Raw genomic sequence first — 18,069 nt, forward strand, 5'->3', positions numbered from 1 at the left:
GCCGCCGCCATGCTCCCGACCCGGACCTCTCGTCATGCTTCGCTATGCACTGCGCCGCCTGCTGCTGACCCTGCCGGTGCTGCTCGGGCTCTCGGTGATCGTGTTTCTGATCATGTCGTTGATCCCCGGCGATCCGGCGCAGGCCATCCTCGGCTCCTACGCGACCCCCGAGAACCTCGAACGCCTGCGGTCCGACCTGGGCCTCGACCTGCCGCTACCCCAGCAATACCTGGTATGGCTCGGCAACATCCTGCAGGGCGACCTGGGACGCTCCTATGCCCTCAACCGCCCGGTACTCGACGAAGTGCTCGAGCGCTTCGGTGCCACCCTGCTGCTGGCCGGGACCTCCCTGGTGCTGTGCACCCTGGTCGGGGTGGTGGCCGGCATCATCTCCGCGGTTCGCCAGTACGGCTGGGGCGACCGGCTGATCACCCTGCTCGTGCTGGTCGGCATATCGGTGCCGGCCTTCTGGCTGGGCATGCTGATGATCATGGTCTTCGCCGTGGACCTGCGCTGGTTTCCGGCCAGCGGCATGACCGCCCCCTACGGCGGTGGCGGCGTCCTCGACATCCTGCACCACCTGGTGCTGCCGGCCATTGCCCTGGCGGTGGTCGCTGCCGGGGTCATCGCCCGCTTGACGCGCTCCAACATGCTCGAGGTGCTGCGCCAGGACTACATCCGCACGGCGCGCGCCAAGCGCCTCGGCGAGCACCGCGTGGTGCTGCGCCACGCCTTCAAGGTCGCACTGGTCAACCTGATTCCGGTGATCGGTGTCCAGGCCGGCTTCGTCATCGGGGGCGCCGTCTATATCGAGACGGTGTTCCAGTGGCCCGGGATCGGCCGGATGCTGGTCAATGCCATCGCTACCCGTGACCTGCTGCTCGTCCAGGGCGGGGTGCTGGTGGTGGCGGCCGCCTATGTGCTGTTCAACCTGCTCGCCGACCTGCTCCAGCACTGGCTCGACCCGAGGATCGCTGCATGATGGCCTTCGTCACCCAGATCGCCCGTAACCGCCTGGCCGCCTTCGGCGGCGTGATGCTGGTGCTGCTTTTGCTGCTGTGCCTGATCACGCCCTGGCTGCCGCTGGTCGACCCCAACATCACCGAGACCGCCAACCGCCTGCAGCCGCCGCTCTCCGAGGGGCACCTGCTGGGCACCGACGCCCTGGGCCGCGACATCCTCTCGCGGCTGCTGTGGGGCACGCGCATCAGCCTGGCGGTGGGCATCGCCGCCTCCCTGGTGGCCGCCTTCCTGGGCTCGCTGATCGGCATCGTCGCCGGCTACTACGGCGGGCGCACCGACAACACCCTGATGCGCGGCATCGACATGCTGATGGCCTTTCCCTACATCCTGCTGGCCCTGGCCATCGTGGCGGTGCTGGGGCCGGGGCTGATGAATGCGCTCTACGCCATCGCCATCGTCAACATCCCCTTCTTTGCCCGTAACATCCGCGGCGTCACCGTGGGCATCGCCCACCGCGAGTTCGTCGACGCCGCGCGTCTCTCGGGGAAGGGGCACCTGCGCATCCTGGCAAGCGAGATCCTGCCCAACGTGCTGCCGGTGATCGTCATCACCCTGTCGACCACCGTCGGCTGGATGATCCTGGAGACCGCCGGGCTGAGTTTCCTGGGCCTCGGCGCCCAGCCCCCACAGGCCGACCTGGGCTCGATGCTCGGCGAGGGACGCAAGATGATGCTCAATGCCCCGCACGTGGCGACGCTGCCCGGCCTGGTGATCTTCCTGCTGGTGATGAGCATCAACCTGCTGGGCGACGGCATTCGCGACGCCCTCGACCCGAGGCTCAAGTCCGGGGCCCTGTCACGCCCCGCGCCCTTCACGCGCATCCGTCGTCGTCGCCCCCCGCCCGCGGGACCAGCGGACGACCAGGCGCTGCTCGCCGTCGAGGACCTGCACACCGACTTCGAGGTCGGGCGCACCACCTACCGTGCGGTCAACGGGGTCAGCTTCTCGATCCGGCCCAACGAGTGCCTGGGCCTGGTGGGCGAATCGGGCTCGGGCAAGTCGGTCACCGCGCTGTCGCTGCTGGGCCTGGTCGCCTCGCCGCCGGGCATGATCACCGGCGGGCGCATCGCCCTGGCAGGCCGTGACCTGCTCGACATGCCCCACCGCGAGATCCGCCGGATTCGCGGCAAGGACGTCGCCTATGTCTTCCAGGACCCCCTCTCCACCCTGCACCCGCTGTTCCGGGTCGGCAACCAGCTCGTCGAGGCCATCCAGCAGCATCAGCCGCTCAACCAGAGCGCGGCCCGCGAACGGGCCGTCTCGCTGCTCGGCCAGGTGCGCATTCCCAACCCCGCTCAGCGGGCCGAGCAGTACCCGCACCAGCTCTCCGGAGGGATGCGCCAGCGGGTGGGTATCGCCATGGCACTGGCCAACGATCCCCGGCTGATCGTCGCCGATGAGCCGACCACGGCGCTGGACGTCACCGTCCAGGCGCAGATCCTGTCGCTGATCCAGAGCCTGCGCGAGGAAAAAGGCAGTGCCGTGCTGTTCATCACCCACGACTTCGGGGTGGTCTCGCAGGTCTGCGATCGCGTGGCGGTGATGTATGCCGGGCGCATCGTCGAGATCGGCCCGACCGCCGAGATCCTCGACCATCCGCGCCATCCCTACACGCGCCGGCTGATCGACTGCGTGCCGCGGCTGGGCGAGCCCGACAACGAGCCCGCGGCGATCCCCGGCCTGCCGCCGGCAGCCAACGCGCTGCCCGAGGGCTGCGCCTTCGCCCCGCGCTGCGACCTGGCCGAGGACGCCTGTCGCCGGGGCGAGATCGACCTCATCGCCACCGACGCCGACCGCGAGGTGCGCTGCATCAAACCACTGGGCCTCGAGGCCCGCCAGGGAGCGATGCCATGAGTGAACCCCTGCTGGAGATCCGGGGCCTGACCCGCACCTTCGGGGGCGGCACGCGATGGTTCGGGCCCGACCGCCCCGGCGTGCATGCCGTCCAGGGCATCGACCTCGATGTCGCCCGCGGCGAGACACTGGGCATCGTCGGGGAATCGGGCTGCGGCAAGTCGACCCTGGCGCGCCTGCTGGTGGGCCTGGACACCCCGACCGAGGGCAGCATCCGCTTCGCCGGCGATGACCTCCAGGCGCTGCGCGCGCAGGACCGTCATGCCCTGTCGCGGCGCCTGCAGTATGTCTTCCAGGACCCGCTGAGCTCGCTCAACCCGCGCAAGCGGATCCGCGATATCCTGGCCGCTCCCCTGCGCTACCTGCGCGGCCTCGACGGCGACGCCCTGGAGCGCCGCCTGGGCGAGCTGATGGAGGTGGTCAACCTGCGTCCCGAGTTCATCTCGCGCTTTCCCCATGAGTTCTCCGGAGGGCAGGCGCAGCGCATCGGTATCGCCCGGGCACTGGCCGCCGAGCCCAAGCTTCTGGTGCTCGACGAGCCCGTCTCGGCGCTCGATGTCTCCATCCAGGCCCAGGTACTCAAGCTGCTGCGCCGCCTCAAGGGCGAGTTCGACCTGACCTACCTGTTCATCAGTCATGACCTGTCGGTAGTAGAGACCATCAGCGACCGCATTGCGGTGATGTACTTCGGTCGGGTGGTCGAGCAGGCGCCCTCTCGCCGGCTGTTCCACGCCCCGGCGCACCCCTACACCCGGCTGCTGCTGGAGAGTGCCCCGGTGCCGGGCGGGCCGCCGATTCGCGCCGAGTCCGGCGAGGCCGAGCTGCCCGACCCGCTGGCTCCGCCACCGGGGTGCGCCTTCGCGCCGCGCTGTCCCCGCGCTCGCGACGACTGCCGAGGCGCGATCCCCGCACTGGACAGGCCCGGCGAGAGTCGCGACCATCTTGCGGCCTGTATCCATCCCCTGCAGGGCACCTGGCAACGCCAGGCACCCCGTGACACCGAGATCCGCACGGAATGACGCGTTCGAGCCCACGCCGCAAGCGCCCCGAAGCGATCGGGGAGGCCATCAAGGACTATATCGCCGCCCACGGCCTGCAGCCCGGCGACCGCCTGCCCCAGGAAAGCCACCTGATCGAGGCGCTGGACGCCGCCAAGGGCACCATCCGCGAGGCCATGCGCGGCCTCGAGTCCCAGGGCCTGATCCACACCCGCACCGGCCCGGGTGGCGGGGCATTCCTGTCGGAGGTCAGCGACGACCGCGCCATGGAGCTGATGGGCAACTACTTCTTCTTTCGACCGCCGACCATCCACGATATCTACGAGGTGCGAAAGCAGCTGGAACCCTCCCTGGTCGCGAGTCTCGCGGGCGAGCTCAGCGACACGGATTTCCAACGGCTGGAGACGGTGATGGCCTTCTACGACCATCCCTCAGAGTCACTGGACGAGGAGCGCCAGCAGCGCATCAAGGAACTGGAGTTCCACCTGCTGCTGGTCGATCACTGCCCCAACCCGCTGCTCGCGCTGATGTGCCGCTTCCCCATTCGCCTGCTGATGAGCATGACCACCTGCCAGCGCATCTACGACCAGCCCTACCCGGAGCTGCGTCGCCGTGGCCACGACTATCAACGCCGGCTGATCGAGGCACTACGCCGCCAGGACACCGCGGCGGCGCGCGAGATCATGGCCGAGCACATGCACGCCGCCCAGGGACTGATGGAAGCCCGGGAAGCCATGCTCGAACGCACCTTCTTCAAGGCCGGCACCAGCGATATGGAGGGCCCCAGCCGCGACTATCTGGCGCTCAGCGCACACCTCGCCAACCAGCCTCAGTCGTGATCGGCAAGCCAAGAGGCCACCAGCCGCGCCAAGGCGACCAGCGAGTCACGGTGGACCCGCTCCCAGCCATGTGAGGCATCGGCACCGAAGCACGCCAGCGCGTTGCGCACGTCCATGCCGGCGCGGCTGGCCGCATCACCGTCACAGTAGTAGTAGGGAAAGCAATCCCGCGTGAAGGGGATGTCATGTCGCTCGCACAGCGCGACGAGCCGGCGAGTGGCCATGGGGTGCAAGGGGCCGAGGCTGTCCATCATGGCGATCGTCACCCCGTGCGGGCACGAGTGCTGCCCCTCGCCCTGTGCGGCAATATCCAGGTTCAGGACCTCCTTCACACCGGCCAGCAGCGGCTGGCTCATGCCCACGCCGAGCTCCTCGGCGCACGAGAACACCAGTCGGGTCCCGGTCACCTCGCTGCCGGTGCGAAGAGCCGCCAGCACACAGGCGATGGCGGCCTTGTTGTCCAGGTGGCGGGCATTGATGAAGCCGGTCTCGGTGACCACCGGCTGGCTCTCGACGCTGACCAGTGAGCCCACGCCGATCCCCATCGCCGCCAACACGACCGGTGAGGTATCGACCAGGTCGAGACGCAGGGCGATGTGTGCCCAGTCGCTCGGCTGGTGATCGACCGCTTCGTTGAATACGTGCCCCGAGGCCTTCTCCGGCAACAGGGTCCCGCTCGCGGCCACATTGCCGTCATAACCGTGCACCCGCACCCTCGCACCGCCGGCGAAGCGCGCATTCCAGTGACCGATCGGGCGCACGGCCAGGCGGCCATCACTGCGCCGGCGCACCACCATGGCCCCCAGGGTATCGAGGTGGGCCGTGACCGCGCGAGATGGCGTATCACCCGGCCGCTGGGCATACAGGTCACCGCGGGCCGTCGTCGCCACTGTCAGCCCGGCCGCCTCCAGCCGGGGCACTAGCCAGTCGACCATGGGCTGGCCATGCAGGGAGGGCGACGGGATCGCCAGCATGGCCAGCAGATCTGCCACCAGGGCATCAGTATCGATGGCAAACATCTTGCGCTCCTGTGAGGCGGGGGATTGCTCGCCTAGCGTAGGTCGCCATGGGGCCACGCCGCCACCGGATCGAGCCAGTGCCGGCATGGCACCGGCGGCAAATCTCTCCTGCTGTTCCTCTGGCTTGCAGCGCCGCACTGTGACAATCGGGGGTCTAGCCTTGGATTGGCAGTAAAGCGCGACCCTCTGGCACGCATAGCTTTTTGACGTTCACCAGCCCAACCAGCTATAATTAAAATTAATTGCAAACCACCCTCCGATTAACCGTTGGCGCATCTATGACTATCCCTCCAATCAATCGACATGCCTATCCAGAGCTCGATGCCATTCTTTGGGATCGTGCAGAGGATTATGTCGATCCCGAGATAGCGTTTCGCCTCTATGAAGAAAGATGGCGTTTTATTGATCAAAAACGGTTGAACGAGGATGAAGTCGCATTAATTAAAAAACTGGCCCGCATCTACGGTCACGGCCATCTTCTCGTGGCTTGATGACGTAATGTATAGCCGCCCTCATCATAAAGCGATCAGCAATATCCTCGCGAGCTTTGATCCTGACTTCCTTTATGAAAACAACATTTTATTCGGGGGAGGAACCCGCATCGCTCTCGAACTTGATGAGTTTCGTGAATCTGTCGACATCGATCTATTCTGTATCGGTAAAGAGGCTTACCGAGCCGCTCGCTCAACCGTCACCAACATCAGCTTTGGCAGGCTACTTCGTAAAGGCCATACGCTGACGCGCTTCGGTGATCGGGAAATTCGCGCTGACCGTGATGCTATTCGTGCCCTCCTCGAAGGACCAGGGAGGCCCATAAAACTCGAAATCATTAATTTTTCCAATGATCGATTAAAACCCGACACTCAGCAGAGACTTTTCCCCATTCCCTGTGTAAGCCGAGAGGGCTGCTTTGCCACTAAATTAACGGCCAACGCCGACAGATATCAAACCCATATCAAAGATATTCTCGACCTCTGCATGATGCGACGTGCCTGGGGACCCATACCAAAATCGTCATGGGACATCGCATGTGATGAATACGGCAGTAATGTGATATCCACCGCCTTAGGGGAAGCCTTAAGGGACCTTAAAACTCGGCAACAGATCCATATAAAGCACGCCACAGAATCGCTACACATGTCAGGCGTATTGGCAAAAACACTCATCGAAGAGCAAGCACCTGAGTGGCTCGATGAACTGATCTTGGCACAAATGGCCCAATAGCCGATGACATGACTCGGTTAACTCGGAAGCCCCCTCCGAACCAATCGGGTGGTCAATCACACGGGACCCGATAAAATAGGATCTCGGATGATCGTATCGATTCAGTGCCGACATTGTGTCGGCCGCGAGTCTCGCCTCCTCTCCTCTTCGAAAAATTTCCAGTGCCCGCGTCCGGATGGCCAGGCCCCTGCGATGCTCGCGCCAGCACGGTATGCTGATGCCGTCCATGTGACGCGTTGCTTCCCTTTCCATCTCTGTGACACGAGGCACTGCGGTCGATGCTCAACACCCGCGCCCTCTCCTACCTGAGCGAAGTGATTCGTCGCGGCTCTCTGCGTAAAGCGGCCACCTACCTTGGCATCGATGTCTCGGCGATCAGCCGGCAGATTCGCTATCTCGAGGAACAGCTCGACACCCGGCTGCTGGAACGCAATGCCGGTGGCATCAAGGTGACCGAGGCGGGGCGCCTGCTCGTCGATCATTATCATAGCCAGCAGGCGGCAGAGGACGCCGTGATCTCCCGCCTGTCGGCGCTGCAGGGACTGGTCAGCGGCCAGGTCCGGATTGCGGTGGGCGAAGGCTTCATCGCCGACCTGATCTCCGCTCCCTTGCAATCCTTCATGACCACCTACCCGGGAATCGAGCTGGAGGTGGTGATGGCCGGAGTCAACGAGGCCATGGCACTGGTCAAGGATCGCGAGGTCGAGCTCGCCCTCCTCTACGCGCCCCCCGTCGATCCACAGCTGACCTGCCATGTCGAAACACGCCAGCCACTGGACCTGATCGTCCCCACCGACCATGAACTGGCCCATTTCCCGCGGCCGGTCGCCCTGCAGGACCTGGTGCGCTGGCCGATCGGCCTGATGGACAACCCCTTCGGCATGCGCCAGATGGTCAATGCCGTGGCCCACCAGGAGCGAATCTTCCTGCAGGCGCGCCTGCACACCAACTCGGTGGCCGTATTGAAGAATTTCGTACGCTCAGGCATCGGCGTGACCTTCATGCCCGAGTTGACCGTGGCCGAGGAGATCCAGCAAGGGGATATCACCGTCCTGCCCATGGCCTATCCTGTGCTCAGCGATGCACGGGCCCAGATCGTGAGCCTCACCGGCCGCGAGCTCACGGTAGCGGCGAAGGCCTGTCTGGAGCACCTCTGCCGGGGGATGCGCTTCTTCAATGCCGATGCCCCGCGCCTGCTGGGCGCCAAGCGTTGAGGTAAAAGCAACGCTTAAGGGTTTGATTAGTCAACACATCAACGCCTAGTCTGCTCATATACCGGCCGACAGGCCGGCCGTTCCGCCAACAACAACGCCCGGAGTCCCAACATGAATCCCACTCGATCGTTTGCCATGTCCTCCCTCACCGCCGCCGTCCTGGCCGCGGGCACCCTGGCCGGCCAGGCGCATGCCGCCACGACCGTGGACCTGAGCTACAACGGCGCCCCGGATCCCGACAAGAACGCCGTGCATGTCTTCGCCACCAACCTCAAGGAGCTGGTCGAAGAAAAGACCGACGGCGACATCGAGCTCAAGCTCTACCCCAACAGCATGCTGGGGGAGGAACAGGAGCGCATGGAGCAGACGATGAACAGCCCCAGCCTGAACATCGCCTCCTTCGCCGGCATGTCTCCCCTTGTGCCGGAAGTGTTCGTGAGCGCCATTCCTTTCCTCTTCGATGACTTCGAGTCGGCACGCACCTTCTTCGACGAAGGCCAGTACTGGCAGGCCGTCGAGAACGCCCTGCGTGAGCGCACCGGCGTGGAGCTGCTGGCCGTGGTCGAGGAAGGCGGCTTTCTGGCCTTCACCAACGACGAGAAGCCCATCTCCTCGCCCAGCGACTTCGAGGGGCTGCGCTTTCGCGCCATGGACCCCAGCCAGGTCGCGCTCTACGAAGCCTTCGGGGCCTCCGGCACGCCGATCCCCTGGACCGAGGTCTACATGGCGCTGAAGACGGGCGTCGCCGATGGCCAGATGAACCCGCCGATGTACATCATCATGGGCAGCCTCTATGAGGTGCAGGACTACCTGACGCTGGCCAACATCCAGTACTCGGACCAGTTCCTGGTCGGCAACGGTGCCATGATCGACGGCTGGGACGAGGCGACACGCAAGGCCTTCATGGAGGCCGTCGAGGAGGCCAACCAGATGGCCCGCGAGCACAACGAGACCCGGGTCGACGAGCGCATCGCCTACCTCGAGGAGCAGGGCATGGAGGTGATCCGGCCCTCCGAGGACGAGCTGGCCGCCTTCCGCGAGCAGGGTCAGCCGGCCTATCTGGACTGGCTCGGCGAGCAGGACATTGATCCGTCCTTCATCGACATGGCGCTCGAGGATGCCGGGATGACACATCTGGCCGAGTAAGCCACACCGTCCCAGAGACATCCGCAGTTCGGGCAGGGGGCCACCCCCTGCCCCATGACAAATGGCAACCCTCCATGACGTTATCGAACTCTCGCGTACTGGCGATCAGCCGGTCCGTGTCACTGACTGTTGCCAGCAGCCTGCTGCTCATCGATCTGGCGGTGATCCTCTACGGCGTGTTCATGCGCTACGTGGCCGGCGGGGCCCCCATCTGGACAGACGAGTTGGCCCGCTTCCTGATCATCGGCAGCGTGCTGCTCGGGGCCGGTGCCGTCTGGGTGGAGGGCGGCCACATGCGCGTCGCGCTGATCGAGCGCCTGCTTCCAGCGCCGCTGTGCCGCCTCCTTAACCTCTACCAGTGGCTCCTTACGCTGGGCATTGCCGTCGGCGCCGCCATCATCAGTTATCGCTACGCCATGTCTGTCTCGATGTTCACCAGCCAGGGGCTGGGCATCAGCAGGACGATTCCCATGCTGTCGGTGCCGATCGGTTTCGCGCTGCTGGCCTGGCATGCCCTGTGGCATGGTCCGGCACCCCTCAAGACGCTCACGGAGGATCCCGCATGACCTTGACCATGCTGGCCATCTTCCTCGTGCACGTCCTGCTGGGGTTACCGCTGTTTATCTCACTACTTGCCACGGCAGTGGTGGGCTTCATGTTCGTCGATCCCGCGATGATCCCGCGCATGATGCCCCAGCAGTTCTTCGGCGGCATCAACGCCTTCTCGCTGATGGCCATTCCACTGTTCATCCTGGCCGGCAACCTGATGAACGTGACGCGGCTGACGGACCGTCTCATGGCCTTCGCCAAGCTGCTGGTCGGCCACCTGCGCGGCGGCATGGGCCATGTCAATGTGGTCTCCAGCATTTTCTTCGCCGGCGTGAATGGCTCCGCGGTGGCCGACACCTCGGCGCTGGGCTCGCTGCTCGTGCCGCCCATGCGCAAGGAAGGCTACTCCACCGCCTTCGCCGCGGGCCTCACGGCCGGCAGCTCGCTGATCGGGCCGATCATCCCGCCCAGCATCTTCATGATCCTCTACGCCTCGCTGACCAATACCTCGGTGGGTGACCTATTTCTCGCCGGCGTGATCCCGGGCTTGCTGCTGGGCCTGGCGTTCATGACCATGAACGCCTGGTATGCCTGGCACAAGGGGCTGGAAAAGCGTGGCGGACTCCCCTCTCGCCGGGAGCTGGTGGTCACGGCCCTGGGCGCCCTGCCCGCGCTGGTGGCACCCTTCATCATCGTCTCGGGGATCGTCATGGGCTTCGTAACGCCCACCGAATCCGGGGCGCTCACGGCGCTCTACGTGGCACTGTGCGGCCTGGCGCAGGGCAATCTGCGCCTCGCCGACTTCTGGAAGGCCATGGTCGACACCACGCGCCTGACCTCCGCGATCTTCCTGATCATGGCCGCCTCGGCCACCATCAGCTGGCTGCTCTCCTATGCCCAGGTACCCAACGAGTTCGTGGCGCTGCTGGCTCCCTACATCGAGCAGCCAGTGGTAATCCTGCTGCTGCTGAGCCTGATCACCTTCGTCACCGGCATGTTCATGGAGGAGGTCTCGGCCCTGATGCTGCTGACGCCGATCTTCTCTCCCGTGGCCATGATGGCAGGCATCGACCCGGTGCATCTGGGCATCATCATCACCTTGAACATCACGATTGCTCTGATCACCCCGCCGATGGGCGCCTGTGTGTTCGTCGCGGCCGCGGTAAGTCGGCTCGAGATCACCTCGCTGTTTCGCACCATCTGGCCGTTCGTGGTGACGGCGATCCTGGTACTGATCCTGCTCATCCTCTTCCCTTCCCTGACCCTCTGGCTACCGACCCAGCTTGGTTGACCTCATGGAGACCGTCGTGAACCGCTTCCTGTCATCGCCCATCGACCGCCACCCCGACCCCGACTGGTCGGTGGTGAGCCGCATCCCCATCACGGGAAGTGACGAGCCACTGGTTCCCTTGAGCCTGGCACCGTCGCCGATCAAGATCTTCCCGGTCTATGCCAAGCAGGACCTTCCCGGGGCAGTCAACGAATGCTATGTCCGTGAAGGGGTCTACCGGCGGCTGCTGAAGGTGGCCCGCTCCCTGCCCGCCGAGTATGGGCTGGTGGTCCTGGACGGCTGGCGCCCCTGGCGCGTGCAGCAGTACCTCTTCGATACGCTGCAGGAGGCTATCCGCTCTCACCATCCCGAACTCAGCGACGAGACACTGCTGGAGCGAACGCGGGAATTCATTTCCGTGCCCAGTCGCGAGGCGAGCTCGCCGAGCCCCCACCTTACCGGCGGTGCCGTGGATGTGACCCTGAGCGATGCCGACGGGCTGCCGCTGGACATGGGCACCCTGTTCGACGAGGCCGTGCCGGCCTCCCACTCTGTCGCGCTGGAAGAGATTCCTCGCCCGGACGCTCGACAGCGACAGGCACGCGACAACAGACGCCGCCTCTATGGCGCGATGCGGGAACAGGGCTTCACCAACTTGCCGAGCGAGTGGTGGCACTACGATGCGGGGGACCAGCTATGGGCCCATTACAGCGGCCATGCCCAGGCCCTCTATGGGCCCGCAGAGCTGGAGACCATCGAAAGCCGCTGGCGGCGACAGCTGTGAGCCATGGGCCTGCTGCGCCGCTGGCCAGACACGCGGGCAAGGGACCCATGAGGCTCAGGACTGGCGCACGTAGCTGCCCGGGGCGTCTTCGAGGGGCGGAAAGCGCTCGCTGCCCGTCGGGGGCGGCGAGATCTGGCCGGACGAATGCGAGACCAGCCAATCCTGAAAGGCCGGCCACCAGGAGCCTTCGTGTTCCGGGGCAATCTGCTGCCAGGTTTCCGGGTCCAGGTAGGGCTCGCCCTGACGCTGGGTTCGCATCTGGTAACGCCGGTGTGGGTGCTGTGGCTCGCTGACGATGCCCGCGTTATGTCCGCCGTTGGTGAGCAGGAAGGTCACCTCCTCGGCATCGGTCAGCAGATGAATCTTGTAGACCGACTCCCAAGGGGCGACGTGATCCTTGGTCGTCCCCACCGCCAACACGGGCACCCGGATGTCCTGAATCGCAATGGGTCGATGATCCACCTGATAGCGACCACTGGCCAGGTCGTTGTTCAGGAACAGGGAGCGCAGGTAGTCGGAATGCATGCGATAAGGCATGCGCGTGATATCGGCGTTCCAGGCCATGAGTGCGTTCATCGGCTGCCGCTTGCCCAGCAGGTAGTCATGCACCATGCGCGACCAGACCAGGTCGTTGGAACGCAGGATCTGGAAGGCGCCGGCCATCTGGTAGCCGTCCAGATACCCCTGGTCCCACATCATGTTCTCGAGATAGGACACCTGGCTCTCGCCGACGAATAGCATCAGCTCGCCCGCCTCGGTGAAGTCCACCTGGGTGGCCAGGGTGGTGAGCGAGGCTAGTCGCTCGTCACCGTCACGCGCCATGCCCGCCGCGGCAATCGACAGCAGGGTCCCGCCCAGACAGTAGCCCAGGCCATGCACCCTGGGCTGGCCGGTAATCGCGGTCACCACGTCCAGTGCCGCCATGGGGCCAAGCCGGCGGTAGTCTTCCAGGCTCAGGTCGCGATCCTCCGAGTCCGGATTGCGCCAGGAGATCATGAATACCGTATGACCCTGATCCACCAGGTATTCCACCAGCGACTTGCCGGGGGCCAGGTCGAGCACGTAGTACTTCATGATCCAGGCCGGCACGATCAGCACCGGCTCGGCATGGACCTGTGACGTCGTGGGCGAGTACTGGATCAACTCGATCAACCGATTACGATAGACCACCTTGCCGGGAGTGACGGCCAGGTTCTCGCCGATAGAAAATCGCTCGGCGCCTATCGGCGGCTTGCCCGAGATGTTGCGTTCCCCGTCCTCGAGGAGGTTCTGCCAGCCATCCACCAGGTTCATGCCGCCTGACTGCAGCGTGGCCGAGATCACCTCCGGATTCAGCCAGGGCAGGTTGGATGGCGACCAGTGGTCCAGCAGCTGACGGGTCATGAAGTTGACCACCCGTTCGCGAGGCGGGGACAGGCCCTCGACATCGGTCGTGGCGTTGTGCCACCACTGCTGGGTCAGCAGAAAGGACTGATAGATGACGTTGTACGGCCACTGCTGCCACGCCTCATCCGCGAAACGCTTGTCCTGCGCCATGGGCTGGATACAGGGGCTGGCCGCCGGGTCGCTGGCGACACGACTGACGTAATGGCCCAGACGCAGGCTCTTGCGCAGGGCCTTCTCGCTGAGCTCTACCTGCTTGCCCGGCGACAGTGCGAGGTGCGCCAGCCATTCGAAGTAGACGCTGACGACCCCCGCCGGGGTGATGCCCGCGGTCATCCGCGCCAGGTTCGCCTTGAAGGCGCGGTCGAGGGCATGGGTGGGATAGAACCCCGGATTCGGCCGTTCCTGCTCGGGCGGGGGTGGCGGACACGCAAGGTCTTCTGCGCCGCGGGATATCGTCCGACTCTCTTCGGTCATCGCCCTGCCCCCCTTCAACAACGAAAATGGCCAACAGCAGCGCCGTGGCTACCCTTCATGGCACTGATGCCCTGCAGCCTAGCAGATACTGCACCGCATCATGACACCTTGTCGCCGTCCAGAGCGACTCCCCTACTCCCCCGCGGAAACCGGTTGGGTGGCGTCGAGGAATTCGATCAGGCGCTCCAGGGGCATGGGACGCGCAAGGTAAAAGCCCTGGAAGAGATCGCAGCCATGGGTCATCAGCCAGTCGTGCTGCTCCTCATGCTCGATGCCTTCGGCGACCACCTTCAGCCCCAGGTGGTGTGCCATGGAGATGATGCCCTGGATGATCGCGGCGTCCTCCTCGCTGTGGGTGACCTCACTGACGAAGCTGCGGTCGATCTTCACCGTGTCGATGGGCAGGTGCTTGAGGTAGCTGAGGCTGGAAAAGCCGGTCCCGAAGTCGTCGATCGCGACGCACACGCCCATGTCCCTGAGGGCATGCAGGATGTCGATGGCACCCTCGGTATCGTTCATCAGCACACCTTCGGTCAGCTCCAACGACAGTTTCGGTGCCGGTAACCCGGTAACGGCCAGGGTCTGACGCAGGTTGCCCAGAAAGCTCGAGCGATGGAACTGCAGCGGCGAGAGATTGATGGCGACGTTCAGGATGCCCTGCCCTGCCTCGTCGAGCATTCGCAGGTCATGGCAGGCTCTCGAGAGTACCCACTCGCTGATCGGGATGATCTGGCCGGTCTCCTCGGCCAGGGGAATGAACTGAGCGGGCGAGACATAGCCGCGCAGGGGGTTTGGCCAGCGCAACAGTGCCTCCACGCCCACGACCCGCCCCTGGCGATCGATCAGCGGCTGATAGTGCAGCTCGAAGGCCTGCACATCGATCGCCTCCTGGAGCTCATTGCGCAGCGCGACGCGATCGCCCAGCCGATGGGTGATCTCGGGCGTGAACCAATGGTAGGCATTGCGCCCTTGCTGCTTGGCGAGGTACATGGCCATGTCCGCCTGCTGGATGAGCTCGTTGGGCTGGGAGAGCTCCGCATTGCTGATGGCGATGCCGATGCTGCAGGAGAGCGAAAGCTCATGCTCGCCGACCCGATAGGGCCGTGCAATGAGCGCCAGGAGCCGCTCTGCCACCTGCAGCGCCTGCTCCTCATCGTGCAGATCCGGCAGCAGCACCACGAACTCGTCGCCGCCCAGGCGCGCCAGGGTGTCACCCGCGCGCATCGCCGCGGAGAGACGCTGCGAGACCCCCAGCAGCAGCTGGTCCCCGATGGCATGCCCCAGGCTGTCGTTGATCGGCTTGAACTCGTCGAGGTCGACGAAGAGCACCGCCAGCCGATGCCCCTGACGCCTGGCCAGCTCGAAATCATGGACCAGCCGATCCTCGCGCAGCGCGCGGTTGGCCAATCCGGTCAGGGCATCGTGGCTGGCGTGGTAGGCCAGGCGGGCCTCATAGGCCTTGCGTTCGGAGATATCATGCTGGATGCCCACATAGTGGGTGACCTGCCCCTCCTCGTCGCGCACCGGGGCAATGTAGAGATCGTTCCAGAAGGAGGTGCCATCCTTGCGATAATTGCACAGGGTGACATGCACCTCGCGCTGTTGCGCCAGCTGCTGGCGAACCTGCTGCACCACCGCCATGTCGGTCTCGGTACCCTGCAGGAAGCGACAATTGCGGCCGATGATCTCGTCGCGCGTGTAGCCGGTCATGCGCTGGAAGGCGTCGTTGGCATAGATGATCGGCAGGTCGGGCTCGCCTGCGTCGGCGATCAGCACCCCGTTGACGCTGGCCTCCACGCCACGCTCGAGGATCCGCAGACGGGTCTCGTGTTCCCGGCGCTGGGTCACGTCCTTGGCGATGCCGTAGACTCCCTGGATGCGCTCGTCGACCACGATCGGCAGGTTGGTGATATCCAGGCGGCGGACCTTGCCATCCCGATGAGGAATCTGCAGTTCGTAGCGGCAGGGGTCGCCGGCCGCGGTGATCTCGAATTTCTGCTGAATATGCGCCAGGTCGTCAGGCCTCAGGAATTGCGAAAAGTGCGCGCCCAGGATCTGATCGACGGGGAAGCCGGTCAGCGCAGCGCAATGCTCATTGGCCGTGACGAAGTGTCCCCGCAGATCCAGTGAAAACACCGCATCCGGGTTATAGGCGAAGAGCGAGCGGTAGCGCTGCTCGCTCTCCCATAACGAACGCCGGTCCTGCTCGCGCTCCACCGCCAGCGCCACCAGATCCACGGCCTGACGCGTCATTTCCAGTTCGGCAGCGTCCGGCCTGGCCGGCCGCCGATAGTAGGTCGCAAAGGTACCCAGCAACCGGCCATCACTGGCGATCACCGGAAAGGACCAGCAGGCCCTGAGTCCCTCCTTCGTGGCCAGGGTCCTGAATCCCTTCCAGCGGGGGTCATGGGCGAGGTCCTCACAAACCACCACTTCACGGCCATGGGCCGAGCTGCCACAGGCGCCCATGCCGGCGCCGATGGGAATCGCGCCGATCGACTCCCGGTAGCCCACCGGCAGACTCTTCCCCGCCACCAGGCGCAGCTCTCGGCCTTCGCCGTCGGCCAGCATGATCGAGCATAACCTTTCGTGCAGCTGACCCTCGAGCATGAGGCAGATGGCGTCGAGGGTCTCACTGAGCGGGACTTCCTCGGCAATCATCGCCTGGATGGATTGCTGTTGTTCGAGTTGGACCCGCGCCGCCATCAGCTGCCGGGAGTGCCCCAGGACCAGGCGGACCATCCCCAGGCTGAAGACCAGCAGATAGGTCAGCGTCAACCCGCCAAGACCAACGGCTGAGGGCACGATAGCGGCCTGCAGCCAACTCGCCTGGGACGCGGGGTGCACGGAGGGGCTGAGCATCGGTCCGCCCGGCAGACCGATGTGGCGTGCCGCAAAGGGTGGGGATTGCGTCACATCACGTGGGACCCTGCCCGGTGCCGCCAGGGAGAGGAGCACCTCGTCATCACGGGAGAGATTGACCTGGAAGCCGCCCAGTTGAAGGCGCAGCCCACGGGCCAGGAGCGTCGCCATGTCCAGCACAACGACCAGCTGCTGGTTGCGACGCGGTACCGCGATCGCCATGATCGCCAGACCCGGGGCGCTGTTATCGGGCACGATCATGCGAGGCTGGGGAAAGGGCATGTCCAGCCAGTCGCTTACGCGCGTGGCATCCAGCCATTGCGCCAGCCAGCGCCGTGCCTCGTCGCTGCGCGCCCGATGCCAGAGCATGTCCTGGTCGCTGCCCAGCAGGCCGATGACCTCGAGGCTGGGGGTATCACGCAGGTAGTTGTCCGCATCGCGATTCAGCACGGCGGGTTCCAGGCCAAGAACGGAGGCATCCAGCCGCTCCGCCATGCGCTGCATCAGCATCAGGTGCGACCTCATCACCTGCTCGGCATTGAGACGAACGTTGTCGAGCAGATGCTCCGCCTGCTGGTCGAGCCGCTGTTGCTGCTGCCAGCCAAGCAGGTACCACGCCAGACTGCTGGCCATCACCCCGGCCAGGCCTGCCATGACGGCCGCCCTTCCCAGCTTGAGCTGTCGCTTCACCGTCCTGGCACTCGCCGCCAGCATGGCGCTGCCAAACATCAGCGCGAACAGGGCCACCACCAGCGGAGATGAGGTCATCGCCATCCACCCCGAACCATGCGCCGAGACGATGAGCATCATCCCCAGCACGACGAGCCCTAAGAGCAGCAGCAGGCACCCGCACACCTGCCACAGCCGGCGCAGCGCCTTCCGCTCGCACGCCGCCAATAGACAGGCGGCCACCACCACCAGCAGGAAGGCCAGGAGGGAGGAAACCCGCGGCTCCCCGGAGAGCCAGGAGACGCCCGCCTGGCTCCCACCGAATACGGCATTGTGCAGCAGGGTATAGCCCATCAAGGCCAGCAAGCCGCTACCTGCCAGAAGGCGCGTGCGCTGCCAGCGCTGCACCACGGCCAGCAGGCCAACACCGGACAACATGGCGGCCAGCGAGGCATCAGGGGCCAGCAGCGTTTGCGGGGGGAAGTGTACCCACTCCAGCATCCCGGCCAGCCCCATCAGCACAAAGGCCACCGACACCATCAGCAGCCAGCTATCCAGGGCGATATCGCGGGTCTTGAACGGCATGAACGGGGTGCTCCCTGCGCGTGGTCAACGAGGTATCTGGAACAGCCCGCTCCAGTGGCCTCCTTGTCGCGGTGCTCAAGATGGTGCGGTGCTACGCTTGGGAACACCAGCATCTAGTCTCATCCAATAGGCTGAGAGTCCTCAGCTTACCACTCCCGAGCCATGCTGTTGTC

At 64.9% G+C, this 18,069-nt stretch carries 14 protein-coding genes; 11 read left to right on the forward strand and 3 right to left on the reverse strand.

All coding sequences use genetic code 11. The features are described from left to right. The first annotated feature begins 34 nt into the window (after nucleotides 1-34). From SCI24_RS04955 to SCI24_RS04970, 4 genes are read left to right on the forward strand one after another with little or no spacing between them, the layout of a single operon-like run. Complete coding sequence (locus tag SCI24_RS04955; protein WP_318724325.1) at nucleotides 35-982, forward strand: ABC transporter permease; 948 nt, start codon at nucleotides 35-37, stop codon at nucleotides 980-982. Further along, on the forward strand, nucleotides 979-2,877 hold the full coding sequence (locus tag SCI24_RS04960; RefSeq protein WP_318724326.1) for a dipeptide/oligopeptide/nickel ABC transporter permease/ATP-binding protein: 1,899 nt from the start codon (nucleotides 979-981) through the stop codon (nucleotides 2,875-2,877). Before SCI24_RS04955 ends, SCI24_RS04960 begins: the two co-directional genes overlap by 4 nt. Further along, nucleotides 2,874-3,896 carry an ABC transporter ATP-binding protein gene (locus SCI24_RS04965; protein ID WP_318724327.1) on the forward strand — a complete coding sequence of 341 codons (1,023 nt, stop codon included), beginning with the start codon at nucleotides 2,874-2,876 and terminating at the stop codon, nucleotides 3,894-3,896. The genes SCI24_RS04960 and SCI24_RS04965 overlap by 4 nt, the downstream gene beginning before the upstream one ends. After that, nucleotides 3,893-4,714, forward strand: coding sequence for a FadR/GntR family transcriptional regulator (locus SCI24_RS04970; RefSeq protein WP_318724328.1), 822 nt, complete (start codon nucleotides 3,893-3,895; stop codon nucleotides 4,712-4,714). The genes SCI24_RS04965 and SCI24_RS04970 overlap by 4 nt, the downstream gene beginning before the upstream one ends. On the opposite strand, the gene SCI24_RS04975 is transcribed toward SCI24_RS04970, so the two are convergent. Continuing rightward, complete coding sequence (locus SCI24_RS04975; protein WP_318724329.1) at nucleotides 4,705-5,733, reverse strand: osmoprotectant NAGGN system M42 family peptidase; 1,029 nt, start codon at nucleotides 5,731-5,733, stop codon at nucleotides 4,705-4,707. The genes SCI24_RS04970 and SCI24_RS04975 overlap by 10 nt on opposite strands. A gap of 242 nt (nucleotides 5,734-5,975) precedes the next feature. On the opposite strand from SCI24_RS04975, the gene SCI24_RS04980 reads away from it, so the two are divergent. From SCI24_RS04980 to SCI24_RS05010, 7 genes are all read left to right on the forward strand, one after another. Next, nucleotides 5,976-6,224 (forward strand): hypothetical protein, encoded by a 249-nt coding sequence (locus tag SCI24_RS04980; RefSeq protein WP_318724330.1) that lies wholly within the window; start codon nucleotides 5,976-5,978, stop codon nucleotides 6,222-6,224. A 7-nt stretch (nucleotides 6,225-6,231) separates the two neighbouring features. After that, nucleotides 6,232-6,957: a nucleotidyl transferase AbiEii/AbiGii toxin family protein gene (locus SCI24_RS04985; protein WP_318724331.1), complete on the forward strand. Its 726-nt coding sequence runs from the start codon at nucleotides 6,232-6,234 to the stop codon at nucleotides 6,955-6,957. A 278-nt stretch (nucleotides 6,958-7,235) separates the two neighbouring features. After that, nucleotides 7,236-8,171 carry a LysR family transcriptional regulator gene (locus SCI24_RS04990; RefSeq protein ID WP_318724332.1) on the forward strand — a complete coding sequence of 312 codons (936 nt, stop codon included), beginning with the start codon at nucleotides 7,236-7,238 and terminating at the stop codon, nucleotides 8,169-8,171. A 135-nt stretch (nucleotides 8,172-8,306) separates the two neighbouring features. Further along, nucleotides 8,307-9,317, forward strand: a complete 1,011-nt coding sequence (dctP, locus tag SCI24_RS04995; protein ID WP_412929070.1) for a TRAP transporter substrate-binding protein DctP — start codon at nucleotides 8,307-8,309, stop codon at nucleotides 9,315-9,317. Between the two features lie 116 nt (nucleotides 9,318-9,433). Further along, entirely contained in the window at nucleotides 9,434-9,883 is a 450-nt protein-coding gene (locus SCI24_RS05000) for a TRAP transporter small permease (protein WP_318724334.1), read from the forward strand. After that, nucleotides 9,880-11,157, forward strand: a complete 1,278-nt coding sequence (locus SCI24_RS05005; protein ID WP_318724335.1) for a TRAP transporter large permease — start codon at nucleotides 9,880-9,882, stop codon at nucleotides 11,155-11,157. Before SCI24_RS05000 ends, SCI24_RS05005 begins: the two co-directional genes overlap by 4 nt. A gap of 16 nt (nucleotides 11,158-11,173) precedes the next feature. Further along, on the forward strand, nucleotides 11,174-11,920 hold the full coding sequence (locus SCI24_RS05010) for a M15 family metallopeptidase (RefSeq protein WP_318724336.1): 747 nt from the start codon (nucleotides 11,174-11,176) through the stop codon (nucleotides 11,918-11,920). Between the two features lie 54 nt (nucleotides 11,921-11,974). On the opposite strand, the gene SCI24_RS05015 is transcribed toward SCI24_RS05010, so the two are convergent. Together SCI24_RS05015 and SCI24_RS05020 are read right to left on the reverse strand one after the other, a co-directional pair. Next, nucleotides 11,975-13,780, reverse strand: a complete 1,806-nt coding sequence (locus tag SCI24_RS05015; protein WP_318724337.1) for a PHA/PHB synthase family protein — start codon at nucleotides 13,778-13,780, stop codon at nucleotides 11,975-11,977. A gap of 132 nt (nucleotides 13,781-13,912) precedes the next feature. Continuing rightward, nucleotides 13,913-17,896 carry an EAL domain-containing protein gene (locus SCI24_RS05020; RefSeq protein ID WP_318724338.1) on the reverse strand — a complete coding sequence of 1,328 codons (3,984 nt, stop codon included), beginning with the start codon at nucleotides 17,894-17,896 and terminating at the stop codon, nucleotides 13,913-13,915. Between the last annotated feature and the right edge of the window lie 173 nt (nucleotides 17,897-18,069).

Source organism: Halomonas sp. (assembly GCF_033549285.1).
In the GTDB taxonomy this organism is placed as follows: Bacteria; Pseudomonadota; Gammaproteobacteria; order Pseudomonadales; family Halomonadaceae; genus Halomonas.